Raw genomic sequence first — 25,868 nt, 5'->3', positions numbered from 1 at the left:
TATCTTTGTAACAGATTGTAAATATATCATTAATTATTCTTTTGACTAACACCTACGCCATTGCAAGTTTTCACTTTATATGAAGGTTCTTATTCTGTAGCAGCCGATAAAAAGTTCGTTCCTTTTAATCCTCAGACAGATAGCCCCAAAGACAGACCCGGATCTCTATTTATACATGTTAACCCTTTCCTTGTTAAATTTGGGGATAAATTAGTGGTGCTGGATACCGGTTTGGGCTATAGTAACAGTAACGGAGAGTTGATTTTACATGAAAATATCCGCAAAGCAGGTTTTAATCCTGAAGATGTGGATTATGTTTTAATGTCGCACCTGCATTTTGATCATGCTGGTGGTATGGTGCATAAAGAAAACAATGGAATGGAACTTAGTTTCCCAAACGCAGCTTACGTAATTCAGCGTGGAGAGTGGGAGGGTGCATTTACCAATGCCTCTTCCTCTTACAGAACAGAAATATTTGATTTTCTTCAGCGAAATGCAACTTTGGTTTTCGTAGATGAAACCGGTGATTTAATTCCCGGCATTAAACATATCCTGACTGGCGGACATACTCCTTTTCACCAGGCATGGCTATTAGAAGATGAAGAGAATAAAGTATTTTTTGGTGGTGATGTTTTACCGGAGCCAGAGGAATTATACAAGAAATTTATTGCCAAATATGATTTCGATGGCCGCAAGTCAATGGAATTAAGAGAAGAATTTGGACATACAGCTGTTACTGAACACTGGAACTGCCTTTTCTATCATGGTAAAAGTAAAGCGACAGGTTTTATAGAATTGGGCGAAGAAGGTCAGTTTAAAGTTATATAGCCTCTGAATTTTTGCCTTCAAATAGTTCGACAAGACGTTCAATAGAAAGGGGTTTAGAAATAAACCCTTTTACTGTTTTGTAGGTTTTGGCTTTTTCAATGTCATTCTCATAAACCGAAGAAGACAACATATACATGTCTATATCATTCTGGATACCTAAGTTTTCATAAGCATCTAAAAACTCCCAGCCATTGAGTACAGGCATGTTGATATCAATCAGGATCAGGTGAGGCAGAATCTGATCGCTCGCTATTAATTCCTGCAGATAATCAATCGCCATTGATCCATTGGTCTTGGCAACCATTTTAGCCTCATAGCCTGTTTTCTCAACAATTTTCTTAATAATGAAAATGTTAATGTCATCATCGTCAATTACCAACAGGTTAATTTTAGTATTCATCAGCTTAATAGTTTATAGAAAGATCACTGGGATTAATATAAAGATATAAAATAGAAACGTAAAGTAAATCTTTGATGATTTATATATTTTAAAAAAGACGGATCATTTCAAAAATGACCCGTCTTCTTAAATTAAAAGAAGGTGAAGCCTGGTTATAAACTAACTTCTTCTTCCATATAACTTTCTATTGGCGGGCAGGCACATACTAATGACCTGTCTCCAAATGAGTCGTTAACTCTTCCAACCGAAGGCCAGAATTTATGTTCAGCTACATAAGGTAATGGGAAAGCGGCAGTTTGTCTGCTGTAGCTATGTGCCCATTCATCTCCCGTAACTTTAGCAGCAGTATGTGGCGCATTTTTTAATGGATTATCTAACTTATCCAGTTTACCGTTCTCTACTTGAGTAATTTCATTTCTGATGGCAATTAAAGCATCGCAGAAACGGTCAAGCTCATGTTTAGGTTCACTTTCTGTGGGCTCAACCATTAATGTTCCGGCAACCGGGAAAGATACCGTTGGTGCATGGAAACCATAATCCATTAATCTTTTCGCAATATCAACTACCTCGATGCCGAAGTTTTTGAACCCGCGGCAATCCAGGATCATTTCATGAGCACAACGTCCTTTACTTCCGGAATAAAGTACTGGATAATGTTTCTCTAAACGCGCTTTCATGTAGTTCGCATTTAAAATTGCATATTCAGTCGCATTTTTCAACCCTTCGCCACCCATCATTGCAATATAAGCATGAGAGATGATCAGGATAGAAGCAGAACCCCATGGAGCAGAAGATACTGCGTGAATTGATTTCTCATTGTTGATATCTACTACAGCATGACCCGGTAAGTATTTTACCAGATGTGCAGCAACACCAATCGGGCCCATACCAGGACCGCCACCACCGTGAGGAATGCAGAATGTTTTATGTAAGTTCAGGTGACATACATCAGCACCAATGTTTGCAGGGCTGGTTAAACCTACCTGTGCATTCATATTTGCACCATCCATATAAACCTGTCCGCCATTGGCGTGGATAACTTCACAGATCTCAATGATACTTTCTTCAAATACACCATGTGTAGACGGATAAGTTACCATGAAACAAGATAGGTTAGCTTTATGCTCTTCAGCTTTTGCTTTCAGATCAGCGACATCAATATTACCGTTTGCATCACATTTAACAATCACAATCTTCATTCCGGCCATTGCTGCGGATGCAGGATTAGTACCATGTGCTGAAGAAGGGATTAAAGCAATATTACGCTGATGATCACCACGATCCTGATGATAAGCTCTGATTACCATTAAACCTGCATATTCTCCCTGAGCACCAGCATTTGGCTGTAAACTCATGGCTGCAAAACCAGTTATTTCACTTAACCATCTGTCAATCTCATTGAATACAGTATAATAGCCAGCCACCTGATCTGCCGGAGCAAAAGGGTGAACACGGCCAAACTCTGCCCAGGTAACCGGGATCATTTCTGTCGTTGCATTTAACTTCATGGTACATGAACCTAAAGCAATCATAGAATGACAAAGAGAAAGATCTTTTGCTTCCAGTGATTTGATATAACGCAGCATCTCATGTTCTGAATGGTGCAGATTAAATACCGGATGCGTCAGGTAAGCTGAAGTACGTTGTAATTCAGCAGGGATTACAGTTTGAATATTTTTTTCTTCAGCAAGTTCAACGCTGTCCGCAGAGATACCTTTTACTTTAGAAAATATTTTATTCAGCAATTTGATGTCTTCGATAGAAGTAGTCTCATCTAATGCGATTGTAGCTACACTACCGATATAGTTCAGGTTGATTTCATTATCGATACATTCTTTATGGATTGAATCTTTTAAATCACCTAAATCGACACGGATGGTGTCAAAGAAAACTTTGTTTAATTGTTTATAACCGATTTGCTCAATTGATTGTGAAAGGGCAACCGCTAAACCGTGTGTTCTTTCTGCAATTAATTTAAGACCTTTCGGGCCATGGTATACCGCATAGAAACCAGCCATAATAGCTAATAATGCCTGTGCAGTACAGATATTTGAAGTTGCTTTATCTCTACGGATGTGCTGCTCTCTGGTTTGCAGTGCCATACGTAAAGCGTAATTGTTGTGACTGTCAATAGTTACACCGATGATTCTTCCTGGGATAGAACGTTTATACTCATCCTTAGTAGCGAAAAATGCAGCATGCGGGCCACCGAAGCCCATTGGTACACCAAAACGTTGAGTAGTACCCACAACGATGTCAGCTCCCCATTCTCCCGGAGGAGTTAATAGCGTTAAGCTTAAAACATCAGCAACCACTGTTAATTTAACATTTTTAGCATGTGCTTTTTCAGCGAATGAAGTATAGTTAAACACTTCACCATTTCCGGCAGGATATTGAACGATTGCGCCAAAAAACTCTTCAGTTGCTTCAAACGTCTGGTGATCACCAATGACCAGTTCAATTCCGAATGGATTTGCACGTGTTTTTAAAATGTCTATAGTTTGAGGGAATAACAATTCCGAAACGAAAAACTTGTTTGCCTGTGTATTTTTACGCAAACTGAATTGCATAAACATCGCTTCAGCAGCAGCAGTACCTTCATCTAAAAGAGAGGCATTTGCAATTTCCATACCTGTAAGGTCAATAACCATAGTCTGGAAGTTCAGCAAAGCCTGTAAACGACCTTGCGCAATTTCAGCCTGGTATGGAGTATATTGTGTATACCATCCTGGATTTTCCATCACATTTCTCAGAATTACTCCTGGAGTAGTGGTGTCATAATATCCTTGTCCGATATAAGATTTGAAAACTTTATTCAGTGAAGCCGTTTGTCTAAGGCTTTCCAAATATTCTTTCTCAGACTTAGCAACAGGTAAATTAAGTGGTTTTTTCAGTCTGATTTTTTGAGGAACAGTTTGTTCAATCAGTTCTTCAATAGAATTCAGACCAAGGGTGCTTAACATAGCCTCCGTATCCTCCGCATTTGGAGCGATATGACGGTTTTTAAAGTCTTCTTTGTAATGGATGTTTAAACTCATGACGGTTAACAATAAATTTGCGCAAAGGTATTAAAATTTCAGTTCCATTCCAATGGAATGGACCGATCAAAATATATTCTACAATTGTTTCAAATAGAGCTGAATTGTGTTTTCCAGACCTAAATACAAGGAATCGCTGATTAGAGCATGGCCAATAGAAACTTCCAGTAAATTAGGGATGTTATCCGCAAAGTATTTCAGGTTCTGCAAGTCAAGATCATGCCCGGCATTGATTCCTAAACCTAGTTTATTCGCTGTATGTGCAGCTTGCGTATACGGACTGATTGCCATTACAGGGTCTTTTGCGTAATTAGCTGCATAATACTCTGTATAAAGTTCTATCCGGTCAGTTCCTGTCGTTTGTGCAGCTTCGATAATTTCCCTTACCGGATCTGTGAAAATCGAAACTCTGATCCCTTCTTTTTGAAATAGCTGAACCATTTCTTTAAGATAGGCCTGGTGTTTTATAGTATCCCATCCATGATTGGAAGTGATCTGTCCTTCAGTATCTGGTACCAATGTTACCTGTGCGGGCTTGTTGGCCAGTACAAGATCAATGAATTTTTGTTCTTTGCAGTTACCTTCTATATTGAATTCTGTTGAAATGGCTGTTTTAAGATCGAATACATCCTGATAACGGATATGACGTTCATCAGGTCTTGGATGTACAGTGATTCCTTCCGCACCAAAACGTTCACAGTCAAGTGCTACCTTAACCAGATCTGGATTGTTTCCCCCGCGACTGTTGCGTAACGTGGCTATTTTATTGATATTTACTGATAGTTTTGCCATGTACAAAGATAAACCATTAAACATGAACAGGTATAATATTATTGTAAACAGGTCAACGTTCTGTGTAATTATTTGTTGTTTTTTAATTTTTGGAGCAATTGTCTGTTCTGCACAAGAGGTGATTAAAAATTATACAGTTTATACTGGGGTCGTAAAGGTGCAGGGAACCGAACTTTTGGCAATCCGGAAAATGGAAAAATCGGGTAAAGTAGTTTACCTGACTGTCAATCCACAGACTTTAACGACACAATTGATTGCCGATGTTGTGGTACGCCCAATGGACTGGAAAAGTTCAAAAGCTTATTTTCAGCAGACCCCATATTTTAAAGCTTATGATGCTGCAGCAAAACAAGCACTGGCATTACAGGATGCCGGAGTTACCCATGGCTTCCTTAAAGACAAAGGAATAACGCTGACTATCGATCTTTGTCCTTCGCATAAACCGCTGGACCGGATTATCTTCACTTCATTGATTAAGGAGTTTGCAAAAATTGAGCAGCCTGTTCCTGTAGCGCTTTCTATAACCGGACGCTGGATGTTAACACATACTGACGATTTGAACTGGCTGAAAGAACTGGTTGCAAAAAAAGAAATTGATATCACCTGGATTGATCACTCTTTCAATCACCATGTGAGCCCGACTGCACCCTTAAAGACTAATTTTCTGTTAGAACCGGGTACGGATATGAATTTTGAAATATTGGGTACCGAACTGGCGATGTTGCAGCATGGTTTGATTCCTTCTGTTTTTTTCAGGTTCCCGGGGCTGGTTTCTGATCAGCGGGTAGTGGATAAAGTTTTAGCTTATGGGATTATCCCGGTAGGGAGTGATGCCTGGTTAGCAAAAGGGCAGAAGCCTGCTGCGGGCAGTATCGTTCTGATTCATGGAAATGGAAACGAACCTGCAGGGGTGGCTGATTTTATCAAGCTGTTAAAAAGTAAGACAGCCGAGGTCACAAGCAAGCAATGGCTGATGTATGATTTGTCGGAAAGTGTAGAAGATGAATTTGGAGGATCTGAATAGCCTGTCTTATAAAAAAGGGATGTAACCTTTCGGCACATCCCTTCTTTATTATTTAAACTGACTAGTATCTGTAAGCTTCTGGTTTGAAAGGACCTTCAACTGGTACACCGATATAATCCGCTTGTTGCTGATCTAATACGTCTAATTCAACACCGATTTTTGCCAGGTGTAAACGGGCTACTTTCTCATCCAGTGATTTAGGAAGAACATATACTTTGTTCTCATATTTTCCTGGGTTAGTCCAAAGCTCTAACTGCGCTAAAGTCTGGTTAGTGAAAGAGGCAGACATCACGAAACTTGGGTGGCCGGTAGCACATCCTAAGTTTACTAAACGGCCTTCAGCTAATAAAATAACGTCTTTACCGTCGATAGTATATTTATCAACCTGTGGTTTGATTTCGATTTTAGTATCACCATAGTTAGAGTTTAACCAGGCCACATCGATTTCATTGTCAAAGTGACCAATGTTACAAACGATAACTTTATCTTTCATTACTCTGAAATGCTCAGGACGAACGATATTACAGTTACCTGTAGTAGTCACAACGATATCAGCTTCTTGAACTGCTGTAGCAAATTTCTTTACTTCATAACCTTCCATTGCAGCTTGTAATGCACAGATAGGATCAATTTCAGAAACGATAACACGTACACCTTGTGAGCTTAAAGATTCAGCAGAACCTTTACCTACATCACCGTAACCTGCAACTACAGCAACTTTACCTGCAAGCATAACATCAGTAGCACGACGGATCGCATCTACCAATGACTCACGGCAACCGTATTTGTTGTCAAATTTAGATTTAGTAACAGAGTCATTTACATTGATAGCTGGTAAATGCAAAGTACCGTTTTTCATACGCTCATATAAACGGTGAACACCAGTAGTCGTTTCTTCTGATAATCCTTTGATTGCAGCGATCAGCTCAGGGAATTTATCGAAAACCATGTTAGTTAAGTCACCACCATCGTCTAAGATCATATTTAACGGTTGTTGCTCAGGACCGAAATGTAAAGTTTGCTCAATACACCAGTCGAAATCTGCTTCATTCAGGCCTTTCCAAGCGTAAACCTGGATTCCGGCAGCAGCAATAGCAGCAGCAGCGTGATCTTGTGTAGAGAAAATATTGCAGGATGACCAGGTCACTTCTGCTCCAAGTTCAACTAAAGTTTCAATTAAAACCGCAGTCTGGATAGTCATGTGCAAACATCCTGCGATACGTGCACCTTTTAATGGTTTTGAAGGACCAAATTCAGCACGCAAAGACATTAAGCCTGGCATTTCTGCTTCTGCTAATCCAATTTCTTTACGGCCCCATTCTGCCAGTGAAATGTCCTTTACTTTAAAAGGAACGTAAGTAGTCTCTACTGATGACATATTTTGTTTTGTTTAATTATTTGTATATCAATTATTTAAGAAGTAACAGTTTTGGCGTTGCTCACTATTTGCCCACCTTTTTCAAAACATCTGTTTTTCTTCTACAAAATTACACAATAGTTTAACCAAATTCAAAAAGGGATCAGATGGTTGGGCTGTTTATACAAAGATCTCCGCATTCTTGATTTTCAAATGATACTAATGTTCGACAACTTAAGAGGGAATCTCTCGAATATTCTTCCTTAACAAGTATATTTATAATTTATTGATTTATACAGCACTACTATTCGCTATAAGACCGAATAAATTAAATCTAAAAGATTGTCATGCAAGTAGTAATAAACAAATATTTAACTATGAGTTATAATTGAATCATGATTAATTGCATATATTGCATTTGTAAACTTATTAGATATAAATTATGCACATAATATTAGAATCACGTGTTTTTTCGAATTTTGGTGATCCAATACAGAAAATATGGCGTCTCCTAGAACAATTATCTTCAGCTGATATTAGTGAAGCAATATTTCTAGATTACAAGGAAGCTAAGTTTACTAATCCTTTTTTCTTGCTATCACTGCCATTAATAGTGGAGCAATATAAAAGAAAAGGTTATAACATCAATATCTCCACCGATTTTAATCATGGGTATTTTAAAGATTATATGCATTACGTTAATTTTCCAGAAGGACTGGATCCAGATAAATTAGAAGGTGATTTTAATCAGTTTATCGCAGGTTATCAAAATAAGTCTTACATCCCCATCATTTGCTTTCCAACTGGTTCTAGTGCTAATGTAACTGAAATTAGAGATGCGTTTTTAAGTGCAGTCAATCAGTTATTGGTAAAAATATGTGGTGTCTCTGCTAATATGATTACTGCTTTGATGTACTTAATTGATGAGGCCGTAAACAATGTTTTGCATCATTCTAAAGATGATAAAGGATATTTATTTGCTCAGTATTATAAATCAGAAGGATATATTGACTTGGTCGTTGCTGACATTGGTCAGACTATATTAGAAACATATGCGGGCTTTGAAAAATTGAAAAATGAAGTAACTAATCATAGGCTGGCGATGGAAGCGGCTTTAGGGGGTAAATCTACTAAAAGCGCCGATGTGGATAGGGGTTTTGGAATAAGTACGTCTAAAGAGTTATTAACTAAAGGCTTGAATGGTAAATATTTCATTTATTCAGGAAATGTTTGTAATATGCATAATTCAGAAATAAATGAGATATACGAATTACCTGAAACAATTTACTGGCAAGGAGTGTATTTATGTTTGAGAATACCGGTAATACCGAAGCCTGGATTCAGGCCTTCTGATTATTATGAATAATACTTGGAGATTAATGAAATTATAATTATATTTAATTATCTTTGCACACTCAAAAAAAGAAAGGGAAACGATTATGTTTACTTCGGAAATCAAAGTCACAGATATATTGCCATCAACCTTAGATACACGTGAGTCAGCTACAAGGCTGGTAAATGTCATTAAAGAGGAGGGTAAAATTAATTCAAAGATTGAGATAAATTTTAGTGGTACCATATTTATGTCACGTTCATTCGCAGATCAATTTCATAAAGATTTGTATGTTGATGAACAAGATATAGATATAGATATTAAGAATGCCTCTTTTGACATTATTTCAATGTTGAGGGCTGTTTCAAATACACAGACGAAAAGAAAAGCAATTACCACTAGTTATAAAACATTAGTTTTTAATAGTATTTCAAAGTTGGAAGACTTTAGTCTTTCATGGTAAAAATTCAATTGAATAATATTTAAGAGACCTAGTCAGGTCTCTTTTTTTTGACTAGACTTTAGCTTTGATTATTAAGTTATATCGATAAATATGATAATTTTATCTTCCATCAAAAAAAGTTTATCTTTTTGATGCTCTGGCAACTACATCTAGCTTAAGTCGGCTAATTACCCATTTAACTGACCCATACGCATCCCAACCGGATGTAGCAGCACCTCTTTGCCTCGTGACGGTAACGGAATAACCAGATCGTATGTATTTGACCTTTAGAAAAACTTCTAGAGTTTGAAATGCGGATTGTAAACTTAAGCACATTGCGTATATGACCGCTAGAATACTTTTTTCGTTTATTCTACAGCTTTGCAGACTGACTCGCAAAACTCTTCATGATACTCCCATTACTGACTCCGAAAATTCAATTATCCAGACTCTATAAATTAATGGAGGCCAAATTAGCTCGACATCATGTCGAATTTAGTTTATCCCAAAATTGGGGTAAAGCTAATGTTTAAAATTCTATGAGATCTATCCTGAAGGACGTAAACTCTTTAATATCCAAATGTTCGCATGTGTATGGACTCTCAAAATTCAATTATCAATGGTGTATACCAATAATTTACTGATCGTCTCGCTTGTGCGCATTGTTCATTGCCAGCGTTACTAGGTGAAGACTAAGTTTTGCTAAGTCCTTAGCCTAATTTACTGCCTTCAAGTGGGGCTGGTTAAGCATAACTTAGTCGGTGTGCGAAAATCAAATATATTAATAACTGAATAATTTGGAATTACCAGGTGGAAGATGCAATTTAATGTGCTTATAATTGTATGTAAGCAGAACTTACTTTCAAATAGCAAAGTGGGATTGTCTCGTATCGGTACAAGTGGGACAAAAATTCTGATGGCCTGATATTACGAAATGCCAGTTGGCCACATAGAGCAGGCAATCAACTTGAAGGTGAGTTATGATTAGTGAAATACCAACAAATCTAGTAATTTGGTAAAGTCGTGCTGTTCCTTATCCGGTAATGCTGCGGATTTAAGTAATGGAGTACAATAATTAAAACTATCCACGGAACATGTAAATTGTGCTTTACACAGTAACAAGACTTAAAATAAGGCGATATGAGCGATTTTAATTAAATTTATGTTTCCTTGACCATGCGGGGCATATTTTGCATTCTACCATATTCCTTTATTTATGTATTGGAGGGTCTACAAATTTCGTTGTATCTTGTTTAAGATAAAAATCTATTTTAATTGAATCACCCAGATTTGCTCTGATTTTTTTTGATTTCACATCTCGATTACCAATGCATCGGCCTTTAAAACTATATCTACCGGATTTAACTCTAAAACTGAATTCTCCAGTCGTATCAGCGTGATGTATAATGCTGTCATTTATCTTAACAATACCAATCTTTATAATATAGTCAGAGTTATATTCATGTAGACGGCCATAAACTATTGGATCTTTGCTAGAGTTGGATTTCGATATGTGTACATTGTAATTACCGTCTTTCGTTATTACTTGGCCTTGCTGGGTTACGCATCCTGTAAAAATCGAAAATGCTAGAATTGTTATAATGATTGTTCGAACTAAATTTGTGTAATTCATAATTCTAATATTTTTAGCAGCCACCTGATGTACTACCTTTGGGTGAACTTGTATTTCCATCAATATCTTTTCCGCTTTGTTCACTAAGAATTACATTATTAATCCTTTTTTGTACTTCTTCACTAAAAGCCTTGAAGGCTGAGGTTTCTTGAAGTCCACCCCAAGATAAATCATAATAAAACTGATCAGGTAAATTGTATCCTTGATTTTTCCCATAAGTTATTAAATTACCAGCTACACTACCTATAAAATTTCTGACCATTTCATTATGCTGTAGGTCATTTAGATCGGGACGTGTTGTGCTATTGAAATCTTGAAGATACTGGGAGAATGTCTTTTGTGCAGACAATGGATCTACTTTAAAATAAGCAACTAAATAAGCATGGACAGATTCATGTAGAATTGTTTTAGCAATTGCTAAATCACTTCCACCCTTGAAATTAGCAGAATTGAATGTTGTCGTTACTGTTCCGGTGCTGCTGTTATATATGTTACTTGTTACAGCATTATTCCCATTTGTAATTCCATCTTGCATTTTCCAATTGTAACCAGGTGTAGTTCCAGCAAAAGCAGTAACTAAATTTGGAAGACAAGCTCTATCAATATATTTTAATTTTTCTAATGCCTTTTTAAAACAGTCTTTTAATTTTTCATCATCAATCTTATTAACAAAGTCATTATTATCAAGTGGAGTTAATGATGGATTTGGTGCTGGGTCACCGCCACCTCCTCCAAAATCACCACCACCAGCACTGCCATCATCTGGATTAAATGATTGACAAGAAGTTGCAGTATCCCACCCTAAAAACGATGTAGTGCAGCCGCCGCCATCACCCTCTCCAGCGCAAATAGTTCCATATCTTGGAGTTTTTGTTGTAGAACATAGATCATACTCTGTTTTAACACCATTGTTTATTGTAAATTGTCCAGGTTTAATTGTTTTATTTATTTTCCCATTTTTGTAGGCCCAACCATTCAGATATTTTCCGGAAATTGAATAATATTGTATTTTTCCCGAGAAAGTACCGACATTTTTATAATGTATTTCTTTATCAGTCTCATTTATATTCTCGCTAAGAATATTCATGAACCCTCCTTTAATCTCTTTTGTTTTTTGATCAATAATGAATACCAGGCGAAATTGGCTCAATTTATAACTTTCTGAAGCTTTAGACGCATCAATTTTTTCATTTGCAAGAAAAACTTTGTTTGGATTTTCGACTTCGACTTCATAAATGATTTTAGTGCTGTCTTGTCTTGCATTGACTTTTTCCCAATTAGGTATTAATCCTGGTAAAGTGTTATTTCCACCTAGTGACTTTGCGTTCTCTGTATTATACCATCTTTGCAATTCAGAATATTTGCTGGTTTTTGAATTTTCACTCGTAGTTCCATCCTTTTTGCATGAGACGCAGAAAGTAGTTATAAAAATTAAAATAATCCATTTAGAAATAGATTTTATTGGTATTTGTCTTTTCATAATTGAGTATATTTTCGACAAGTATAATATTACCTTTATAAAAAGAATATTTTTTTACACCAAACCTCTTTTTGACGCGGTGAAAATAAGGCAATTACGGAAACCCGTAACTTTCTTCTTCACTTATTGGGATTTTCAGGCATTTTTATGAATCAAATTGCTTATATTCATCAATCACACGGCCAATATTCTGGACTAATACCGGGTCTATATTGTCATCTGTTCTCCAGCCCGGTTACGCTCAATTATCAACTCGATTGCGTTCAGCTGATCTGAATCCCGGCACTTAGATTCTGAATGTTAAGTTTTGATCAATGTTAGAAGTTGGTTATTATTGATCAGTATAAGAAATCTATGAACTGTCTTATACCGATTTCACCTGACACATCAGGTCTGATAATCGATTGTAATTCCTGTTTTTACTTTACCTGCTCCAATCCTGAAATTTGACATAACTGTATCTTTTAACTACAAACTGTAGTCTAATTCAACACTCACAAAACGGTATCTAATTCGATTTTTTACCAGTTTTATCCCTGATAAAAAAAATATATCTCCCTGATCTGTAATCAAAGGGGGCGTGTCTGATAAAGAAACGAAAGTTTTAATGTTGGCAAAATTATTGTTAGTATTGTACATACTTATTAAATATATTTCACCCAAAAATTAAAGTTATGGCTTTCAAAGCAAGATTAAACTTTTCGGGCAAGGAGTACGATGTACTCCATTGTTCCTATTCGCTGAACCGGGATGTAGACGCCAAAGGAAGACCCTCTTCCGGAGTATATGGTGGTACAATCGACGTGGAAATTGAATCAACAGAAGACACTTCTATCGTTGAATCAATGGTTAACAATCAATATAAACCTTTAGCAGGCACACTGCTGATCAAGAAATCTGAAGAAGATGCCAAAATGAAAGAAGTTCATTTTGAGGATGGTTATATTGTCAAGTATACCGAAGGAATTAATATCACTGGTGCTAATCCAATGACCCTGAAATTTCAGATTTCTGCCCGTAAACTGAAGCTTGGCAATGCCGAGCACATCAATGACTGGCCGAAAGCTTAACATTACTGGCTTATAAATTCATATCTTTTGGATCCAGGTGCTGCAGGATTCCGGGATAAATCAATTTAGACTATTATTAATACCATTAAAATAATAAATTATGGCTTTTAAAACCAGATTAACTCTAGGCGCTAAGGAATTCGATGTACTGCAATGCAGTTTCTCGTTAAATAGAGATGTAGATGCTAAAGGACGTCCGTCTTCCGGTGTTTATGGTGGATCTATTCACCTTGAAATAGAATCGACCGAAGATACTTCAGTTATCGAATCCATGGTCAATAATCAATACAAACCATTAGCAGGCACAATCGTATTTAAAAAAGGCGAAGAAGATGCCAAGATGAAAGAGCTTTCATTTGAAGATGGGTATATCATTCAGTATAATGAAGGGATTGCTGTTAATGACAATACCCCAATGACACTGAGTTTTGTCATTTCTGCCAGGAAACTAAAACTTGGAAATGCTGAGCATACCAACGACTGGCCAAAAGCTTAATGTTCTCTTAGTTCTCATCTATGTTACGCTACAAAAAAGATACGCCTTATTTCTCCATCTTGTTCGACCTTGAAAAAAATGATTTTAAAGTGGTGCAAAGATGGAGATATAACTGGAACAATGTTCCGGGTACCAGCAGGTGGACGTATACTGAAACCAAAGATTTTCACAGGAAAGTAGAAAGGCTGATCCGGTCTGTATGGGGAAGTAAACTGCTTATTAAAGTTATTCCAGGATCAACGCTGCCCATAAATTATCCTGCTGCACCTATCAAGACCTCTTTTGAGGTCAACTGGGTTATGGACAATAGTGCGCACTGGACAGCTGCAATTCATAAAACACATCCAAATACCTATCAGAAAGGGGATATCCGCTGGGATGCGCGAAAACTAAGTCTCGACAGCCCTGATCAGTCTCCCATAAATCATAAGTTTGTCCATACAGGCAATGGAGTGCTTTATACACCAGGTACTTACCTGGAGCAGGGAGTGTCCTGGGAAAATACACTGAATGATTTTCCCGGAATTATGAATACCGGAACAGAGCTCAAAAGAAGACATCTTGATTTTATAAGACAAACCATTAACGGGCTGGTTCCGGGAATGAAATTCGAACTGACCTATGGAAAATAATACCAACAAAATTAACAGCTAATTTCTGCAAGATGGAAAAGAAAATAAATCTGGAAATACACATTGATGATACAGCAATTGTTCATTTTAACTCACTGAGTATTACTCAGGCGTTTAACCGTCACCATGAATTTGAGCTCATCATTAACCAGGATGTGATTGAACAAACCGGGGGATTTAAAATTGACCAGTCAAAAACATGGGTCGGCAAGAGCTTTATCGTTAGTATTGATAAAGGTAATATGGACTTTAAAGGGGTGGTTTGCGAAGTTAACCTGACGCAAAGCCATGGTCTGAGAGGTAACCTGATTATCAAAGGATTTTCTCCGACAATCTTGCTGGAAACCGGCGGAAATCTTATCTCTTACAGTGATATGAAGCTGGATGAGATTGTGACAAAAGTTACAAGCACCATTCCAGCCAATGAGATGGATTTTGCGATTAAACCTGCTTACAAAGAAGAACTTAAATATATCACTCAATTTAAAGAGAGCAACTTTGCTTTCATTAACAGACTGAGCTCCGAATATGGTGAATTCTTCTATTACGATGGAAAAGCACTTCATTTTGGAATGCCTTCCAGCCAGCGCACCGTTTCACTGGTGCACGGTCAGAACCTGAACTTTATGAATATGGCAGTGCGGATTCAACCGATGAATTTTTCTTATTATTCCTATCGTTCTCAGGAAGATAATACCATGTCTACCAACTCTGCTAACCAGAGTAAAGGACTCAATGATTACGCTCAGCATGCCTTTAAGGAATCCACTACTGTATTTGACAGTAAAGTGAATACGCCGGTCAAACCAAGGGTAGAAAATAAAAGTCAGCTGGAACAACTGGCTGATAAACATAAAGCTGCAATGGCTTCAAACCTTTCTGATCTTACCGGAGAGAGCACCAATACCGCTTTAAATATCGGAAGCATTGCGGATGTGCAGGTTTCTCATAAAATAGGATCGGCAACTTTTAACCAGGATTCTGTTGGCAAGTTTCTGGTCACAGAAATCAGCCATCATATTGATGGTCTGGGCAGATATAACAATACTTTTAAAGGTGTTCCTTCCAATACAGAAGTTTTACCTGTGGCACATATTCAGGCTCCTCAGGCAGAGTCTCAGGTAGCTATTGTTACCGATAACAATGATCCTTCGCAAACGGGCAGGATTAAAGTACAGATGCTTTGGCAAAAAGACAATTCTACTACCGACTGGATCAGGGTACTGACTCCTGATGGAGGAAGCAGTGAACCTTTTGCAAAAAACAGGGGATATGTTTTTATTCCTGAAGTTGGTGACCAGGTGGTAGTCGGGTTCAGGTATAATGATCCGGACAGACCATTTGTAATGGGAAGTATTTTTCATGGCAATACGGGTGCCGGAGGTAAGGACGCGAATCACCTGAAAAGTATTACCACCAGAAGCGGACACCTGGTAGAATTCAACGACGGGCCTTCCGGACATGGAATTACCATCACAGATATCAATAAAAACCTGATTCATATTGATACCAGCGGAAATAACATTACGATTACTGCTAATGAGAACATGACTTTGAATTCAAAGAACATGCAGATCAATGTAGGAGAGAATCTGGATATTAACGTAGGTAAGAATATTGGAACACTTGCGGGCAATGATATGACCACGCAGGTTGGCGTAAATAACACGATCAGTACCGGAGCTGACTATTCATTAACTGCTGCGAATATCAGTGAGGTTGCTTTGGATGCTTTTAAGAGTGAGGCTACCAATATTACCAAGACTGCGGCAGGTGCGCTCAGTATGAGTAGTCTGGAGGGTAGCATTACCAAACATGCTGCCAAAACGATTCACAATAATAGCGGAGAAAAAAGTAATCTCTTTTAGGTATGGGAAATGGTAATATCACGAAAATTGCCAATGGGCATATGCAGGAAGTGGCAAAACAGGAACATACTTCTTTTGCCAAGACTATACAGTCCAATGCTGCTCAAAAAGTAAAGGAGAACTCTAAAGACGGAATTGTTTACGGAGAACCTAAACAAATGAAATACACCACGGTTGATGGAATAGACATTATTGCGGGAGTATTCTTTGATGGTACTTTAAACAATATGACCAATACCAAAAACCATGACACGGGTAAAAATAAAGGGAGTTATGGAAATGATCTGTCTAATGTAGCGAGGCTGCTCGCTTATTACAAAGAATCTGATAAGATCATCAAGACCTATACCGAAGGAATGGGAACGACGAACCTGGACTCAGATGATACCACGGGTTCTGGATTTGGTGCCGGAAAAACCGGTATACCTAAAAAGGTTTTGAAAGGTTGCCAGCAACTGGCTGACCGTGTTGTAGCCAAAGCCACAAAGAAAAAGGTGAATACATTAACGATTGATGTATTTGGTTTCAGCAGGGGGGCAGCTGCCGCGAGAAATTTCATATATGAGGTGACTCATGCTGAATATACAACCTATCAGGCAGGTACAGGTGTCAGATATGATATGCACAGACAGGAGACTACCCTGGAGAAATTGCCAAAAGGCGGAGAATTAGGTAAACTACTACTAGCTAAAGGTGTGAAAGTCACCAATATCATTATTCGTTTTGTGGGTTTATTCGATACCGTATCATCGTTTAATAAAAGTGGTTTTGTGATTTCTCCTGATTTTAGCAATGATGTGGAAGAACTGCATCTGGACAGGCTTTTTAAAGCACAGAAAGTTATTCATTTTACTGCTGAAAATGAGCATCGTAAATATTTCGCGCTTACCCGTATTCAAAGTGCCGGAAACAAAGGTATTGAGAGAGAACTGCCGGGTGTACACTCTGATATTGGAGGTAGTTATCCGGATGAAACCGAATATGTAGATGAAATTCTGAATGGTAACAGTGATGTGCTGGAAAAAGAAAAAAACAGGCTCATTGCTGAAGGCTGGTATTCAGAAGGACAACTGGAATTGCATTCTATACTGGGTAAATTATCAGGTACACGTGTGCTGAAAAAAAATTACAGCTATATCCCGCTTCATTTTATGTCGGAATTCGGATTGAAAGAACCGGTGCCTTTACCTTTTGATCAGGCTGGTGTAGAAGGTGAATATAAATTAACCTATACCATGTTACATGGGGTTAAAAAGAAGTTACATGGGTATGTATTTGGTAAGGAGCCTCCTTATAAATTCATATACTATAAACAATTAATGGCAAATTATAATGCCAAAAAAATTAGTGCATTTGATTATAACAAAGCAGTAGCCGAACAAAAGGACCTGAGAGTGTTACGGAATAAATTCCTGCATTGGTCGGCTGATTATGACGGAATAGGAGACCCATTCCAGCCAAATATAGAGAATGGTGTACGTAAAAGAATACCTTATGAAGGTTAAAGCAGTAACGATATTCCAGCTGATCTTAATTCAGCTGGTCTTAATTTTTCAATTATCATCTTGCCAGCGTATGCAGACAGAAGAATATAAGTGGATACCAACAGTTGGGGCTCCGCAGGAGTACCCTATCAGAATTATTGAAGGACAATTTATTTCCAATCATGGGTATAGCCCAAATTTACCAAGATCTGCTTTTGTAAATATGGGTTGGGGAGATAATGGTGGGGTAATGGATGTTGGCCCGGAGAAAAGACCAGCACCAGATAGTCTTGCTTTAACCTGGTTGTCTTTCGCAGAAAATAAGTTTTATCGTGGACGCTTTGCTTTGCCTCAGCAGGAAATAGCAAATCTTTTAAAAGAGGGTTATATTGATCATATCACTAATAAAAGGGAGGATTATAATTATTTAACATTGGGGCTCACTCCTGGCGGGGGTATAGTTTTATGGCTTTCCGGTGGCCCTAAACAAATAGCAGTGGCTAAATTTCAAGCTAAAGAGGTGAAATTGACTGCGCATGATTTGGGCAAGGATTATGCTTTTATATTCGAACCGGGATTTGTTCAGGAAACTTACGAAAGAAATGCTCCGGCAGAAGTACGCGAGCGTGTAGTGAAAGGGGAAATACAACCTGCTCAGTTTGATATCTGGCAAAAGCGGTATAACTGGAATTTTACAGTAAACTCAAAGACCGTTAAATTTCATGAGCTTAAACCTCTTTATTTTAACCAGGAATCTGAAGAGATTTTTGGAGATTCCCTGTTAAATAATCCGGTAGCAGAAAGAGCTTTACCAAGAGAAGTTATTGTAGCCTGGATTGATAAAAAAGGGCAAAAAATGCTGACTACACTTGATTTTGATGAAAACGAGCTCAGAACAGCATTTGCAAGGATCCCTGAAATGGGTAAAGCGGAACTTCATTTGGAGGTAGATCCTGATGAATACACCATTGCGGTTACTTTTAAAACAGGAACTCAGGAAACTAAAATAACTAAACAGAAAGCTAAGACTGAACTTGAATCAGATTAAAGATGGAAAAGGTAGAATTCGTTGATCAGCACGCGCTTAAACTACAGCTAAAATCAGGTGATTTTTGCCGTAGTTATGGGGTGCAGTACACGTATTTATTGGGTGAAAAAGAGCATTCGATAAAATTTAACCTGGACATCAGTTTTGTGAAAACTATTATTGACCGTGCCCGGATTTTTAAAGTAGAAAGGACTTCCCCTGTTTTCCTGAACAATAAAGTCCCGGATCTGGTAGCTGATCAGCTGGCTTATGAATGTGGAAAAGTATTTTATCCGCTGCTGCTGGAAATAGATTTTGACGGACAGTATATCGGAGTCCATAATTATACAGAACTCATCAGCAGGTGGAGTGAAACTAAAAAAGCAGTGCTGGAATATTTTCAGGGTGAAACAACCGAAAAGTACCTGGAGCTGATGGAGGAAGCTATTTCTACGCCAGAGCGGGTGAGTGAGCTATTTAGAAACGAGTTGTTTTATTCGGTTTTCTTTTCTCCTGTTTACAAGTCTTACGGAGGTGAATTTAAGGTAGAAGAACATATGTCTTTCCCAATCGCGGGCCGTGCAGCACCAGTAGAATTCAAAATCACACAGGAAGTCGTTCCTTTTTTGAATGAAGCACATTATATCGAGATACATCATCATGGTGTAGTGACTGATAAAAGAAGTAATGCTGATCTTTTAGAAGAGCAGAGTTTTCCTTTAGAACAGTTGCTCAATCCAGATGCAGCCGGAGCAACAGGAATTTATACAGCAAAGTATGTACTGGATCCATCAACCAGGTCTATCCGGTCGATTGTGGCTAAATGGACTCTTGAATTCAATATTCCTCAGGAAACAGAGCTCAAAATATTTGAGTTGACTGAAGATAAAGAGGAAGAAATTAAAATTATAGCAACTGAAAATCAACAAAGGGGAATGACATTCCTTGATGGGAATGCTTCGCCGAAAGGGAAAAAAGTAACAGATATTTTTAACTTTTTGTGGGAGAAATAACTTAAAGATAAAGACATGGCAGAAAAACATTTAGTAGTGGAGGGCGCAATGTGTATGTGTGATTTTGGTAAAAATCCTGACTTTTTAAAAGTGCTTACGCATAAGCGTGAGTATGCTAATGACAAAAGCGGATCAACCAAATATATTGCCAGTACCAAAGATATCGGTGCCACATTTAAGCAGAATACGTTTGGCCCATGTGCAAAACAGCTGGGCAAACCCTGTAATGCTATCGTTTTGGAATGGAAATATTTTTATGAACATACTACTTTAACCAATGGTGGTAAAATAATACTGGAAGACAGCAAGGCAACCTGTCCGGTTGGCGGACCTGATTGCATTAAAATAATTAAACATGGTCAGATTGCTGAACCGGGCGGGCAGAATTTTAAAAATGCAGAGCCTAAGGTGAGCAAAGTATTAAATCCTGCGGTAGACCCCAGAGCATTAACAGAAGAACCGGTTAGTATTGAAGGAATAATTTTTGAATAGCATGGCGAAAACTGTAAAAGGACCAAAGAAGATTGGATTAAAAGCCGGAGAAAGTTATTTCCCCGGAACCACCAATGATAGTTTAGTGCTGATCAAAGCAGATGTAGCCTCTGCATTTGAAGTAGTTGAATGGTTTCCTGGAACTACTGACGCACAAAAAAATAACATTACCTGGTTATATGAAGATGTAAAGCGCAAAAAGGTGCTCATGGCTTCAAAAACCGGTGTTCCGGAAGTCAGAGCATTATCCATTCCTAAAAAACTTTGCGGGAGTTCACCCATGTATTACCTGGAAGCGAGTCTGACAGGATCTATTGACCTGAGTCTCCATGCTGGTATACTGGTTAGGGGAGTTTGCGAACCATTGATTGTAAAATCAAGCTGGAGTAAGGAATATAAAGGAGCATCCCTGGGAAAAGAACCTATCCGTTTTGGTGATGACGTGCATCTGAGATTATTTACTGAAGGGTTAAATGGAAACAGGGTCACTTTGCAGTTCTTTAAAATGGAATGGGGGAATGATTTTCCAGTAGACACTTTAAACAATATTTTATGTGAGAATGGGGAAGTCAATTTACTGATCCGGCATACTTATTTATGGTACCCCAAACTTAAAACTGGTCCGGACATTCAGGAGATTTATGTTAAAGTACTGGATCCGTTAACAAAAAAATTGGTATTGGATAGCCGTAAGCAGGATATGCATGCCAGGTTCCTCAGGCTTAAAAATGCAGTTTCTACTTCTGCAGTAGCAAGCCCGACCAACTTAACTGTAGCTACGGTAGGGCCTCCATTAGAGAATTTGAAACAGGTAGATCACTGCCGGTATACTAAAATTGAGCTCATGGATCCTCAAGCGGTTCCGGTATTTGATGAAGGTAAGATCAACCTTGAAGGCGCAAAAAATTCAGAATTCTATCTGGATGAGAAAATCAATTATGCCTTTGATGAGTATAAAGTACGGGACAGTGATAAAAAGAAGCTGGATAAGATTGCGGAGATCTTGATGAAGATCCCTTACACGCCAGTAGAATTAGGCTCACATACCGATCGTTTTGGTACGCCAGAGTACAATATGAAACTTTCTGAAAAAAGGGCTCAAGCTGCTGTAGATTATCTGGTCTCTAAAAATATTGATGCTTCCAGAATTTTTCCTAAAGGATATGGAAAGACAAAACTTTATAATCCGGATGAAAATCTAAGTAAGCAGGGGAGTATAGTCAACCGCAGGACGACTATTAAACTTAAAATTTTCACCCATAATGCAGTAAGTATACAATATGAGACTATCGGGCCTGGTGAAAGTATCAAAAGAGAAATTCCGATAAAGATTTCCAACTTTAAAACTAAAGGTTTATGTAATCTGATTTCTAATCCGCACAAGCTGGAAGTTCCTTATGGTGATCTGCTGCCCAATAAAGCAAGTACGACGCTAAAGCTGGATGCAGCGGAGACTATTCACCCTAAGGTTTATTCTCCTTTGGATGAAAGGACACATGCCTATGATTATATCTGGCCGATGAGCAGGCAGGCGAATAAGTTCTATTATTATATCAATTCCTGTGCTTATTTTTCTGACCAGAATAAACCAACACTTGTAATCAATACCTATTCTGATATTAAATGGGTATTGACTTTTTTCTTAAACCTGACCAATGATCTGAGTGTGAAGTGGCAGAACTTTACGCCCGAACAGCATAAAGAGATGCAGAGCAGGGCTGGTAAACTGGGTGCAGAAAGAAGGTGGAAACAAAAGGAAGCTTCTTTTGGCTTTGATTTGCAAAGCAACTGGAATATGGGCGGTGACGGAACATATGGCGGGCATGATGAGTTTAAAAAAGAGCATGAAGGGAAATTTAAAAAACTCTATAGCCTTTTTTCCGGATTAAATTCTATTTCTGATGCGATTACTGCGCAGACTAAAGGAACGGTAAGAAATATCGGATTTAAAAACGGGCCGATCTCATTTGCTGTAAAACCACCTAATCTTTCTTTATCAGCAACCTGGCAATTGCAGCGTGCTAAAAAGAAAGGTGCACCTATGTCTAAAATAGGTACCCGGATAGATATTAATTTTAATGCAAATCCGCTGATTGGTCTGGAATTGACAGTCGATCTGATTGGAACTGCTGTTGGTCTTGTCGCTGGCGCTATTTCTGGTGGTTCTGCTGCTCCCGGAGCAGTTAAATTATACCAGAAAATTAAAGAGCAGCTTAAAACAGGTTTAGATCTTGGAAATGATGATGTAGGATTTAAAGCCAATGTAGATTTTTATATGGATCTGGTCATTACAAGTATGATCAATACTAAAATAGGTTTTGGATTTAATACCGTATCTGAGACCAAAGAAGATACCTTTAAACTGGAAGCTAGCAGTACGCTGGGTGTGGAATTAAAGGCTGGTGTGATGATCAAAGGGGAGCTTTCCATGTTAGTGGTTTCTGTAGATGGCTATTTTGAAGTTAAAGCAAAAGGCAGCGCGTCGATTACTTTCGGACATGGCGTTTATTATGATTCAAAAGGATTGATGTATAAACCTAAACTAGGGTTTGATGGTTTGGATGCAGAATATATAATTACTGCAAGTGTAGGATTAGCCACTAAAAAAGGTACACCTGCGGCAGATTTAGTTAAAGATCAAAAAGGAGATTGGGTACTTGCAGAAGGAAACTATAAAGAGGTGATCCCGAAATTTGATGTCATCAAAAGTTTAGAGGAAATTTCAGGAATAAGTGTTCAGATACCATTAATGAGAGGGGATGACAATTAATTATGAAAAAGAATATAATTTTAACACTTACACTGGTCACTGTTTTTATGATCAATATAGTAAAAGCGCAGACTAAGTATGACCTTGAAAAACTGGCTTACCGAACTGCGATCACTGAGGTATTAAAAGGTAAAGATGCTTATCCTGAGGAAAGAGAGATGTCCACAACTTTACCCTGTCTGACAACCAAAAGCGTTAATAAATTCAGATTTGGTACGCTGCAATTTACAGATGGCAGCCAAAGTGGTTCTAAATCAGACCTGAGCAGTACAATTTCATTTCTTTTTAGTGATCAGGCGCATACAAAACTGGCCGGTCTGGTGATCAGAATACAGAAAAAAGCAGAAGCTAAAAAAATAGGAAAATATATAGCTGCGAAATACGGCAAGGGAACTGTACTTGCAGCTGTTCCAAAACCCAGGGCTACCGGAGAGGTACTGGGTTATCCAGCAGTATTTTATGTAAATAAGAAAACAAACCAAACAATTGTCGTTGCTGATAATTATACGGAGATAGATGGCAAGCCGGATTTTTCAACAGATCTGTTTATCATTGATAATGGTACTAAGGTTGCTGATCAGGGCAGTAGTGATACGGTAGCCGAAAGGCTGAAGAGGTCTTATAAGAGACTTCAGGAATAGACTTAAAAAACAAATTATAATGAAAACATCAATCTACTTAGCTTTAATTGTACTGATCAGCTGCTCATGCAAAAGTGAGAAACCGGCTGAATTTGACCTGGCTCATATCAATTTTAAAGAAACGATAGGTCAGGCTCTCAAAGGTACCTCATTACCTGTAAAGGGAGGTAAAACTACGAGCTGGACACTGGCACAATATGATATATTTGAAAGTGCAGATCCAAAAGTGATGAAGTTTAATGGTGTTGACTTATCAGGGAAACTAGGTGATTCTGTGAACAGGGTTATTATTCATTATTCCCGTAAAGACAGTACGATAAGTTTTGTGGAGCTTAAAGTGTTTTCTGAGCCACAAGTTAAAGCTCTTGCTGCCGCCCTGGATAAGAAATTAGGAAAAGCACCTTACCCTACTGATGCTTATACCACTGTTTTTAGTGAAAACGTTCAGTATTTTAACCGGGTATGGATAGATCCTAAAACAACCATTGGTCATTTTTTTACGGATGCGATGTCAAAGGAGAAACATGAAGAAGCAAGACTGGCGATTCTGAACTATTCAAATTCCCAGGTATCCGAACTGGCAGCATTGAAAGGTTATTCTTCAAGTATCAATCTGGATGTACGTGAAGCCAGTAAACTACTTCCAACGGCAAATAAAAAATAAAAATCTGATGAGACAACCCTATTATATGGTCGATTTCAGTGTGGCACATTGCATGTTTGAAATCCGCATTAACGACATTTCTGTAATGACACTGGATATTCCGGGGCAGGTTGCCTCTATGACTCCAGTGAATTTCTCTATTCTGGAGAGTGGAGTGCAAACGATCTCTGCAACTTTACTCCCGCATTCCGGACAGCTGAGCCTTGACCCTGCTGCAATGCTTAAATTTAATATCAAGTTGTATGATGTAGACAAGGATTTTGTATTTAAAGAGCAGCTGGCAGCTTATCAGTTTGCGCCTGTAAAAGAGGAACAAAAAATACCGGTCTTACGTCATCAGTTAACCTTTAACGCAACTGTTCCTTATCAGCTGAAAGGCTGGCAGGAGGGAACTAACCTTAAAGATGTGGAAGATATGAATGAGAAGTTGAGAGCAGCTTATCAAAATATAGCTACATTAATTAATAATAAGAGATATGATCGTTTTAAAGAAGTAATTACTAACCGCGAACATATTATGGTCACTTCTATGTATATGAGCCCAAAACAGGCCGATGCAAGGATTGCCGGTTTAATTGAAGATTTTGAGGCTGGATTTAAAGTTGCACCTATTCCTGCCAATGCTGTGTTGCAGACTTACGGGAACGGAAAGATGGCTGCATTAAAGAAAATCAATGGTGAATCTGCTTTGTACCTGGTGAATGAAGAAACTAAAGAAGAACTGATGCTTGATATGATGTTCTATATTCCAAAGGGAAAAACTGCTTTTGAAATCATTTAATCCTGTTAGATTTGAATTTGCAAGACCACCGGTTCAAAGTAATTTCAAGGTAAAAAACGGGTCAGCCCATGAGTATTCCTTTGATGCTATGTAACAGTGCAGTACCTTTGTATAGTAAAATTGAATAATATTAAAGCTTTTATATATGTATCCAGAATATTTAGTTGAACCAATGCGTGCAGAACTTACGAATGTAGGTTTTGAAGAAATGAAAACTGCAGAAGATGTGGACAACGCGATTTCTTCAGAAGGAACTGTTTTTGTAGTTGTGAATTCTGTTTGTGGCTGTGCAGCTTCAAATGCAAGACCAGCAGCAAAATTAGCAGCTGCTAATGAAAAACACCCTGATAAAATGATTACTGTTTTTGCAGGAATGGAAAAAGAAGCAGTAGACAGAGCAAGAAGTTACATGGTACCTTTTCCTCCATCTTCACCAGCTATGGCATTGTTCAAAGACGGTAAATTAGTACATATGATTGAACGTCATCAAATTGAAGGACGTGCAGCTCAAATGATCGCTGATAACCTTAAAGGTGCTTTTGATCAATATTGCTAATTGATATCTTAAAAGATATGTCCGGTGTATACCGGTAAGGAATCCGG

Annotated in this window: 23 protein-coding genes; 17 read left to right on the top strand and 6 right to left on the bottom strand. The window is 38.1% G+C overall.

Annotated elements, in window-relative coordinates:
• Positions 1-60: 60 nt before the first annotated feature.
• Positions 61-828 carry an MBL fold metallo-hydrolase gene (locus AB3G38_RS14060; RefSeq protein WP_367864516.1) on the top strand — a complete coding sequence of 256 codons (768 nt, stop codon included), beginning with the start codon at positions 61-63 and terminating at the stop codon, positions 826-828.
• Here the strand turns inward: AB3G38_RS14060 and AB3G38_RS14055 are convergent.
• The 3 genes from AB3G38_RS14055 to AB3G38_RS14045 form a co-directional block, all read right to left on the bottom strand.
• Positions 821-1,228: a response regulator gene (locus AB3G38_RS14055; protein ID WP_367864515.1), complete on the bottom strand. Its 408-nt coding sequence runs from the start codon at positions 1,226-1,228 to the stop codon at positions 821-823. The genes AB3G38_RS14060 and AB3G38_RS14055 overlap by 8 nt on opposite strands.
• A gap of 152 nt (positions 1,229-1,380) precedes the next feature.
• The gene (gcvP, locus tag AB3G38_RS14050) at positions 1,381-4,266 is read right to left on the bottom strand and encodes an aminomethyl-transferring glycine dehydrogenase (protein ID WP_367864514.1); all 2,886 of its coding nucleotides are present in this window, start codon (positions 4,264-4,266) and stop codon (positions 1,381-1,383) included.
• A 78-nt stretch (positions 4,267-4,344) separates the two neighbouring features.
• A complete protein-coding gene (locus AB3G38_RS14045) occupies positions 4,345-5,058 on the bottom strand; it encodes a pyridoxine 5'-phosphate synthase (RefSeq protein WP_367864513.1) in 714 nt (237 codons plus the stop codon).
• Positions 5,059-5,080: 22 nt separating this feature from the next.
• Here AB3G38_RS14045 and AB3G38_RS14040 point away from each other — a divergent pair, with 22 nt between their 5' ends.
• The gene (locus AB3G38_RS14040; RefSeq protein WP_367864512.1) at positions 5,081-6,082 is read left to right on the top strand and encodes a polysaccharide deacetylase; all 1,002 of its coding nucleotides are present in this window, start codon (positions 5,081-5,083) and stop codon (positions 6,080-6,082) included.
• Between the two features lie 61 nt (positions 6,083-6,143).
• On the opposite strand, the gene ahcY is transcribed toward AB3G38_RS14040, so the two are convergent.
• A complete protein-coding gene (ahcY, locus tag AB3G38_RS14035; protein ID WP_367864511.1) occupies positions 6,144-7,460 on the bottom strand; it encodes an adenosylhomocysteinase in 1,317 nt (438 codons plus the stop codon).
• A 421-nt stretch (positions 7,461-7,881) separates the two neighbouring features.
• Here ahcY and AB3G38_RS14030 point away from each other — a divergent pair, with 421 nt between their 5' ends.
• Both AB3G38_RS14030 and AB3G38_RS14025 read left to right on the top strand, forming a co-directional pair.
• Complete coding sequence (locus AB3G38_RS14030) at positions 7,882-8,805, top strand: hypothetical protein (protein ID WP_367864510.1); 924 nt, start codon at positions 7,882-7,884, stop codon at positions 8,803-8,805.
• 73 nt (positions 8,806-8,878) lie between these two features.
• Complete coding sequence (locus tag AB3G38_RS14025) at positions 8,879-9,235, top strand: hypothetical protein (RefSeq protein WP_367864509.1); 357 nt, start codon at positions 8,879-8,881, stop codon at positions 9,233-9,235.
• Positions 9,236-10,424: 1,189 nt separating this feature from the next.
• Here AB3G38_RS14025 and AB3G38_RS14020 read toward each other — a convergent pair.
• Together AB3G38_RS14020 and AB3G38_RS14015 are read right to left on the bottom strand one after the other, a co-directional pair.
• Positions 10,425-10,907 (bottom strand): hypothetical protein, encoded by a 483-nt coding sequence (locus AB3G38_RS14020; RefSeq protein WP_367864508.1) that lies wholly within the window; start codon positions 10,905-10,907, stop codon positions 10,425-10,427.
• Positions 10,861-12,327, bottom strand: a complete 1,467-nt coding sequence (locus AB3G38_RS14015) for a hypothetical protein (RefSeq protein WP_367864507.1) — start codon at positions 12,325-12,327, stop codon at positions 10,861-10,863. Before AB3G38_RS14015 ends, AB3G38_RS14020 begins: the two co-directional genes overlap by 47 nt.
• 674 nt (positions 12,328-13,001) lie before the next feature.
• On the opposite strand from AB3G38_RS14015, the gene tssD (AB3G38_RS14010) reads away from it, so the two are divergent.
• The 13 genes from tssD (AB3G38_RS14010) (at position 13,002) to AB3G38_RS13950 (ending at position 25,821) form a co-directional block, all read left to right on the top strand.
• The gene (tssD, locus tag AB3G38_RS14010) at positions 13,002-13,397 is read left to right on the top strand and encodes a type VI secretion system tube protein TssD (protein ID WP_367864506.1); all 396 of its coding nucleotides are present in this window, start codon (positions 13,002-13,004) and stop codon (positions 13,395-13,397) included.
• 100 nt (positions 13,398-13,497) lie between these two features.
• Positions 13,498-13,893 carry a type VI secretion system tube protein TssD gene (tssD, locus tag AB3G38_RS14005; RefSeq protein ID WP_068405984.1) on the top strand — a complete coding sequence of 132 codons (396 nt, stop codon included), beginning with the start codon at positions 13,498-13,500 and terminating at the stop codon, positions 13,891-13,893.
• 20 nt (positions 13,894-13,913) lie between these two features.
• Positions 13,914-14,525: a hypothetical protein gene (locus AB3G38_RS14000; protein ID WP_367864505.1), complete on the top strand. Its 612-nt coding sequence runs from the start codon at positions 13,914-13,916 to the stop codon at positions 14,523-14,525.
• 32 nt (positions 14,526-14,557) lie between these two features.
• Positions 14,558-16,393, top strand: a complete 1,836-nt coding sequence (locus AB3G38_RS13995) for a type VI secretion system Vgr family protein (RefSeq protein WP_367864504.1) — start codon at positions 14,558-14,560, stop codon at positions 16,391-16,393.
• Positions 16,394-16,395: 2 nt separating this feature from the next.
• Positions 16,396-17,898, top strand: coding sequence for a DUF2235 domain-containing protein (locus tag AB3G38_RS13990; RefSeq protein WP_367864503.1), 1,503 nt, complete (start codon positions 16,396-16,398; stop codon positions 17,896-17,898).
• A complete protein-coding gene (locus AB3G38_RS13985) occupies positions 17,888-18,925 on the top strand; it encodes a DUF2931 family protein (protein WP_367864502.1) in 1,038 nt (345 codons plus the stop codon). The genes AB3G38_RS13990 and AB3G38_RS13985 overlap by 11 nt, the downstream gene beginning before the upstream one ends.
• A gap of 2 nt (positions 18,926-18,927) precedes the next feature.
• A complete protein-coding gene (locus tag AB3G38_RS13980; RefSeq protein WP_367864501.1) occupies positions 18,928-19,917 on the top strand; it encodes a hypothetical protein in 990 nt (329 codons plus the stop codon).
• A 15-nt stretch (positions 19,918-19,932) separates the two neighbouring features.
• A complete protein-coding gene (locus tag AB3G38_RS13975) occupies positions 19,933-20,409 on the top strand; it encodes a DUF4280 domain-containing protein (RefSeq protein WP_367864500.1) in 477 nt (158 codons plus the stop codon).
• Between the two features lies 1 nt (position 20,410).
• Complete coding sequence (locus tag AB3G38_RS13970) at positions 20,411-23,179, top strand: OmpA family protein (protein WP_367864499.1); 2,769 nt, start codon at positions 20,411-20,413, stop codon at positions 23,177-23,179.
• A gap of 2 nt (positions 23,180-23,181) precedes the next feature.
• Entirely contained in the window at positions 23,182-23,820 is a 639-nt protein-coding gene (locus AB3G38_RS13965; RefSeq protein ID WP_367864498.1) for a hypothetical protein, read from the top strand.
• A 19-nt stretch (positions 23,821-23,839) separates the two neighbouring features.
• Entirely contained in the window at positions 23,840-24,484 is a 645-nt protein-coding gene (locus tag AB3G38_RS13960; RefSeq protein ID WP_367864497.1) for a hypothetical protein, read from the top strand.
• Positions 24,485-24,491: 7 nt separating this feature from the next.
• Positions 24,492-25,265 carry a hypothetical protein gene (locus tag AB3G38_RS13955; RefSeq protein ID WP_367864496.1) on the top strand — a complete coding sequence of 258 codons (774 nt, stop codon included), beginning with the start codon at positions 24,492-24,494 and terminating at the stop codon, positions 25,263-25,265.
• 145 nt (positions 25,266-25,410) lie between these two features.
• Entirely contained in the window at positions 25,411-25,821 is a 411-nt protein-coding gene (locus AB3G38_RS13950; RefSeq protein WP_111635497.1) for a BrxA/BrxB family bacilliredoxin, read from the top strand.
• Positions 25,822-25,868 lie beyond the last annotated feature (47 nt).

This window comes from Pedobacter sp. WC2423 (genome assembly GCF_040822065.1).
Taxonomy (GTDB): Bacteria; Bacteroidota; Bacteroidia; order Sphingobacteriales; family Sphingobacteriaceae; genus Pedobacter.
Note: the sequence above shows the minus strand (reverse complement) of the source record. Positions and strands in the feature narration are given on the sequence as shown.

Bases quoted from the DNA above. Each gene is read 5' to 3' on its own strand.
- AB3G38_RS14055 (WP_367864515.1), bottom strand. From the start codon at position 1,228: ATGAATACTAAAATTAACCTGTTGGTAATTGACGATGATGACATTAAC.
- gcvP (WP_367864514.1), bottom strand. From the start codon at position 4,266: ATGAGTTTAAACATCCATTACAAAGAAGACTTTAAAAACCGTCATATC.
- AB3G38_RS14045 (WP_367864513.1), bottom strand. From the start codon at position 5,058: ATGGCAAAACTATCAGTAAATATCAATAAAATAGCCACGTTACGCAAC.
- AB3G38_RS14040 (WP_367864512.1), top strand. From the start codon at position 5,081: ATGAACAGGTATAATATTATTGTAAACAGGTCAACGTTCTGTGTAATT.
- ahcY (WP_367864511.1), bottom strand. From the start codon at position 7,460: ATGTCATCAGTAGAGACTACTTACGTTCCTTTTAAAGTAAAGGACATT.
- AB3G38_RS14030 (WP_367864510.1), top strand. From the start codon at position 7,882: ATGCACATAATATTAGAATCACGTGTTTTTTCGAATTTTGGTGATCCA.
- AB3G38_RS14025 (WP_367864509.1), top strand. From the start codon at position 8,879: ATGTTTACTTCGGAAATCAAAGTCACAGATATATTGCCATCAACCTTA.
- AB3G38_RS14020 (WP_367864508.1), bottom strand. From the start codon at position 10,907: ATGGAAATACAAGTTCACCCAAAGGTAGTACATCAGGTGGCTGCTAAA.
- AB3G38_RS14015 (WP_367864507.1), bottom strand. From the start codon at position 12,327: ATGAAAAGACAAATACCAATAAAATCTATTTCTAAATGGATTATTTTA.
- tssD (WP_367864506.1), top strand. From the start codon at position 13,002: ATGGCTTTCAAAGCAAGATTAAACTTTTCGGGCAAGGAGTACGATGTA.
- tssD (WP_068405984.1), top strand. From the start codon at position 13,498: ATGGCTTTTAAAACCAGATTAACTCTAGGCGCTAAGGAATTCGATGTA.
- AB3G38_RS14000 (WP_367864505.1), top strand. From the start codon at position 13,914: ATGTTACGCTACAAAAAAGATACGCCTTATTTCTCCATCTTGTTCGAC.
- AB3G38_RS13995 (WP_367864504.1), top strand. From the start codon at position 14,558: ATGGAAAAGAAAATAAATCTGGAAATACACATTGATGATACAGCAATT.
- AB3G38_RS13990 (WP_367864503.1), top strand. From the start codon at position 16,396: ATGGGAAATGGTAATATCACGAAAATTGCCAATGGGCATATGCAGGAA.
- AB3G38_RS13985 (WP_367864502.1), top strand. From the start codon at position 17,888: ATGAAGGTTAAAGCAGTAACGATATTCCAGCTGATCTTAATTCAGCTG.
- AB3G38_RS13980 (WP_367864501.1), top strand. From the start codon at position 18,928: ATGGAAAAGGTAGAATTCGTTGATCAGCACGCGCTTAAACTACAGCTA.
- AB3G38_RS13975 (WP_367864500.1), top strand. From the start codon at position 19,933: ATGGCAGAAAAACATTTAGTAGTGGAGGGCGCAATGTGTATGTGTGAT.
- AB3G38_RS13970 (WP_367864499.1), top strand. From the start codon at position 20,411: ATGGCGAAAACTGTAAAAGGACCAAAGAAGATTGGATTAAAAGCCGGA.
- AB3G38_RS13965 (WP_367864498.1), top strand. From the start codon at position 23,182: ATGAAAAAGAATATAATTTTAACACTTACACTGGTCACTGTTTTTATG.
- AB3G38_RS13960 (WP_367864497.1), top strand. From the start codon at position 23,840: ATGAAAACATCAATCTACTTAGCTTTAATTGTACTGATCAGCTGCTCA.
- AB3G38_RS13955 (WP_367864496.1), top strand. From the start codon at position 24,492: ATGAGACAACCCTATTATATGGTCGATTTCAGTGTGGCACATTGCATG.
- AB3G38_RS13950 (WP_111635497.1), top strand. From the start codon at position 25,411: ATGTATCCAGAATATTTAGTTGAACCAATGCGTGCAGAACTTACGAAT.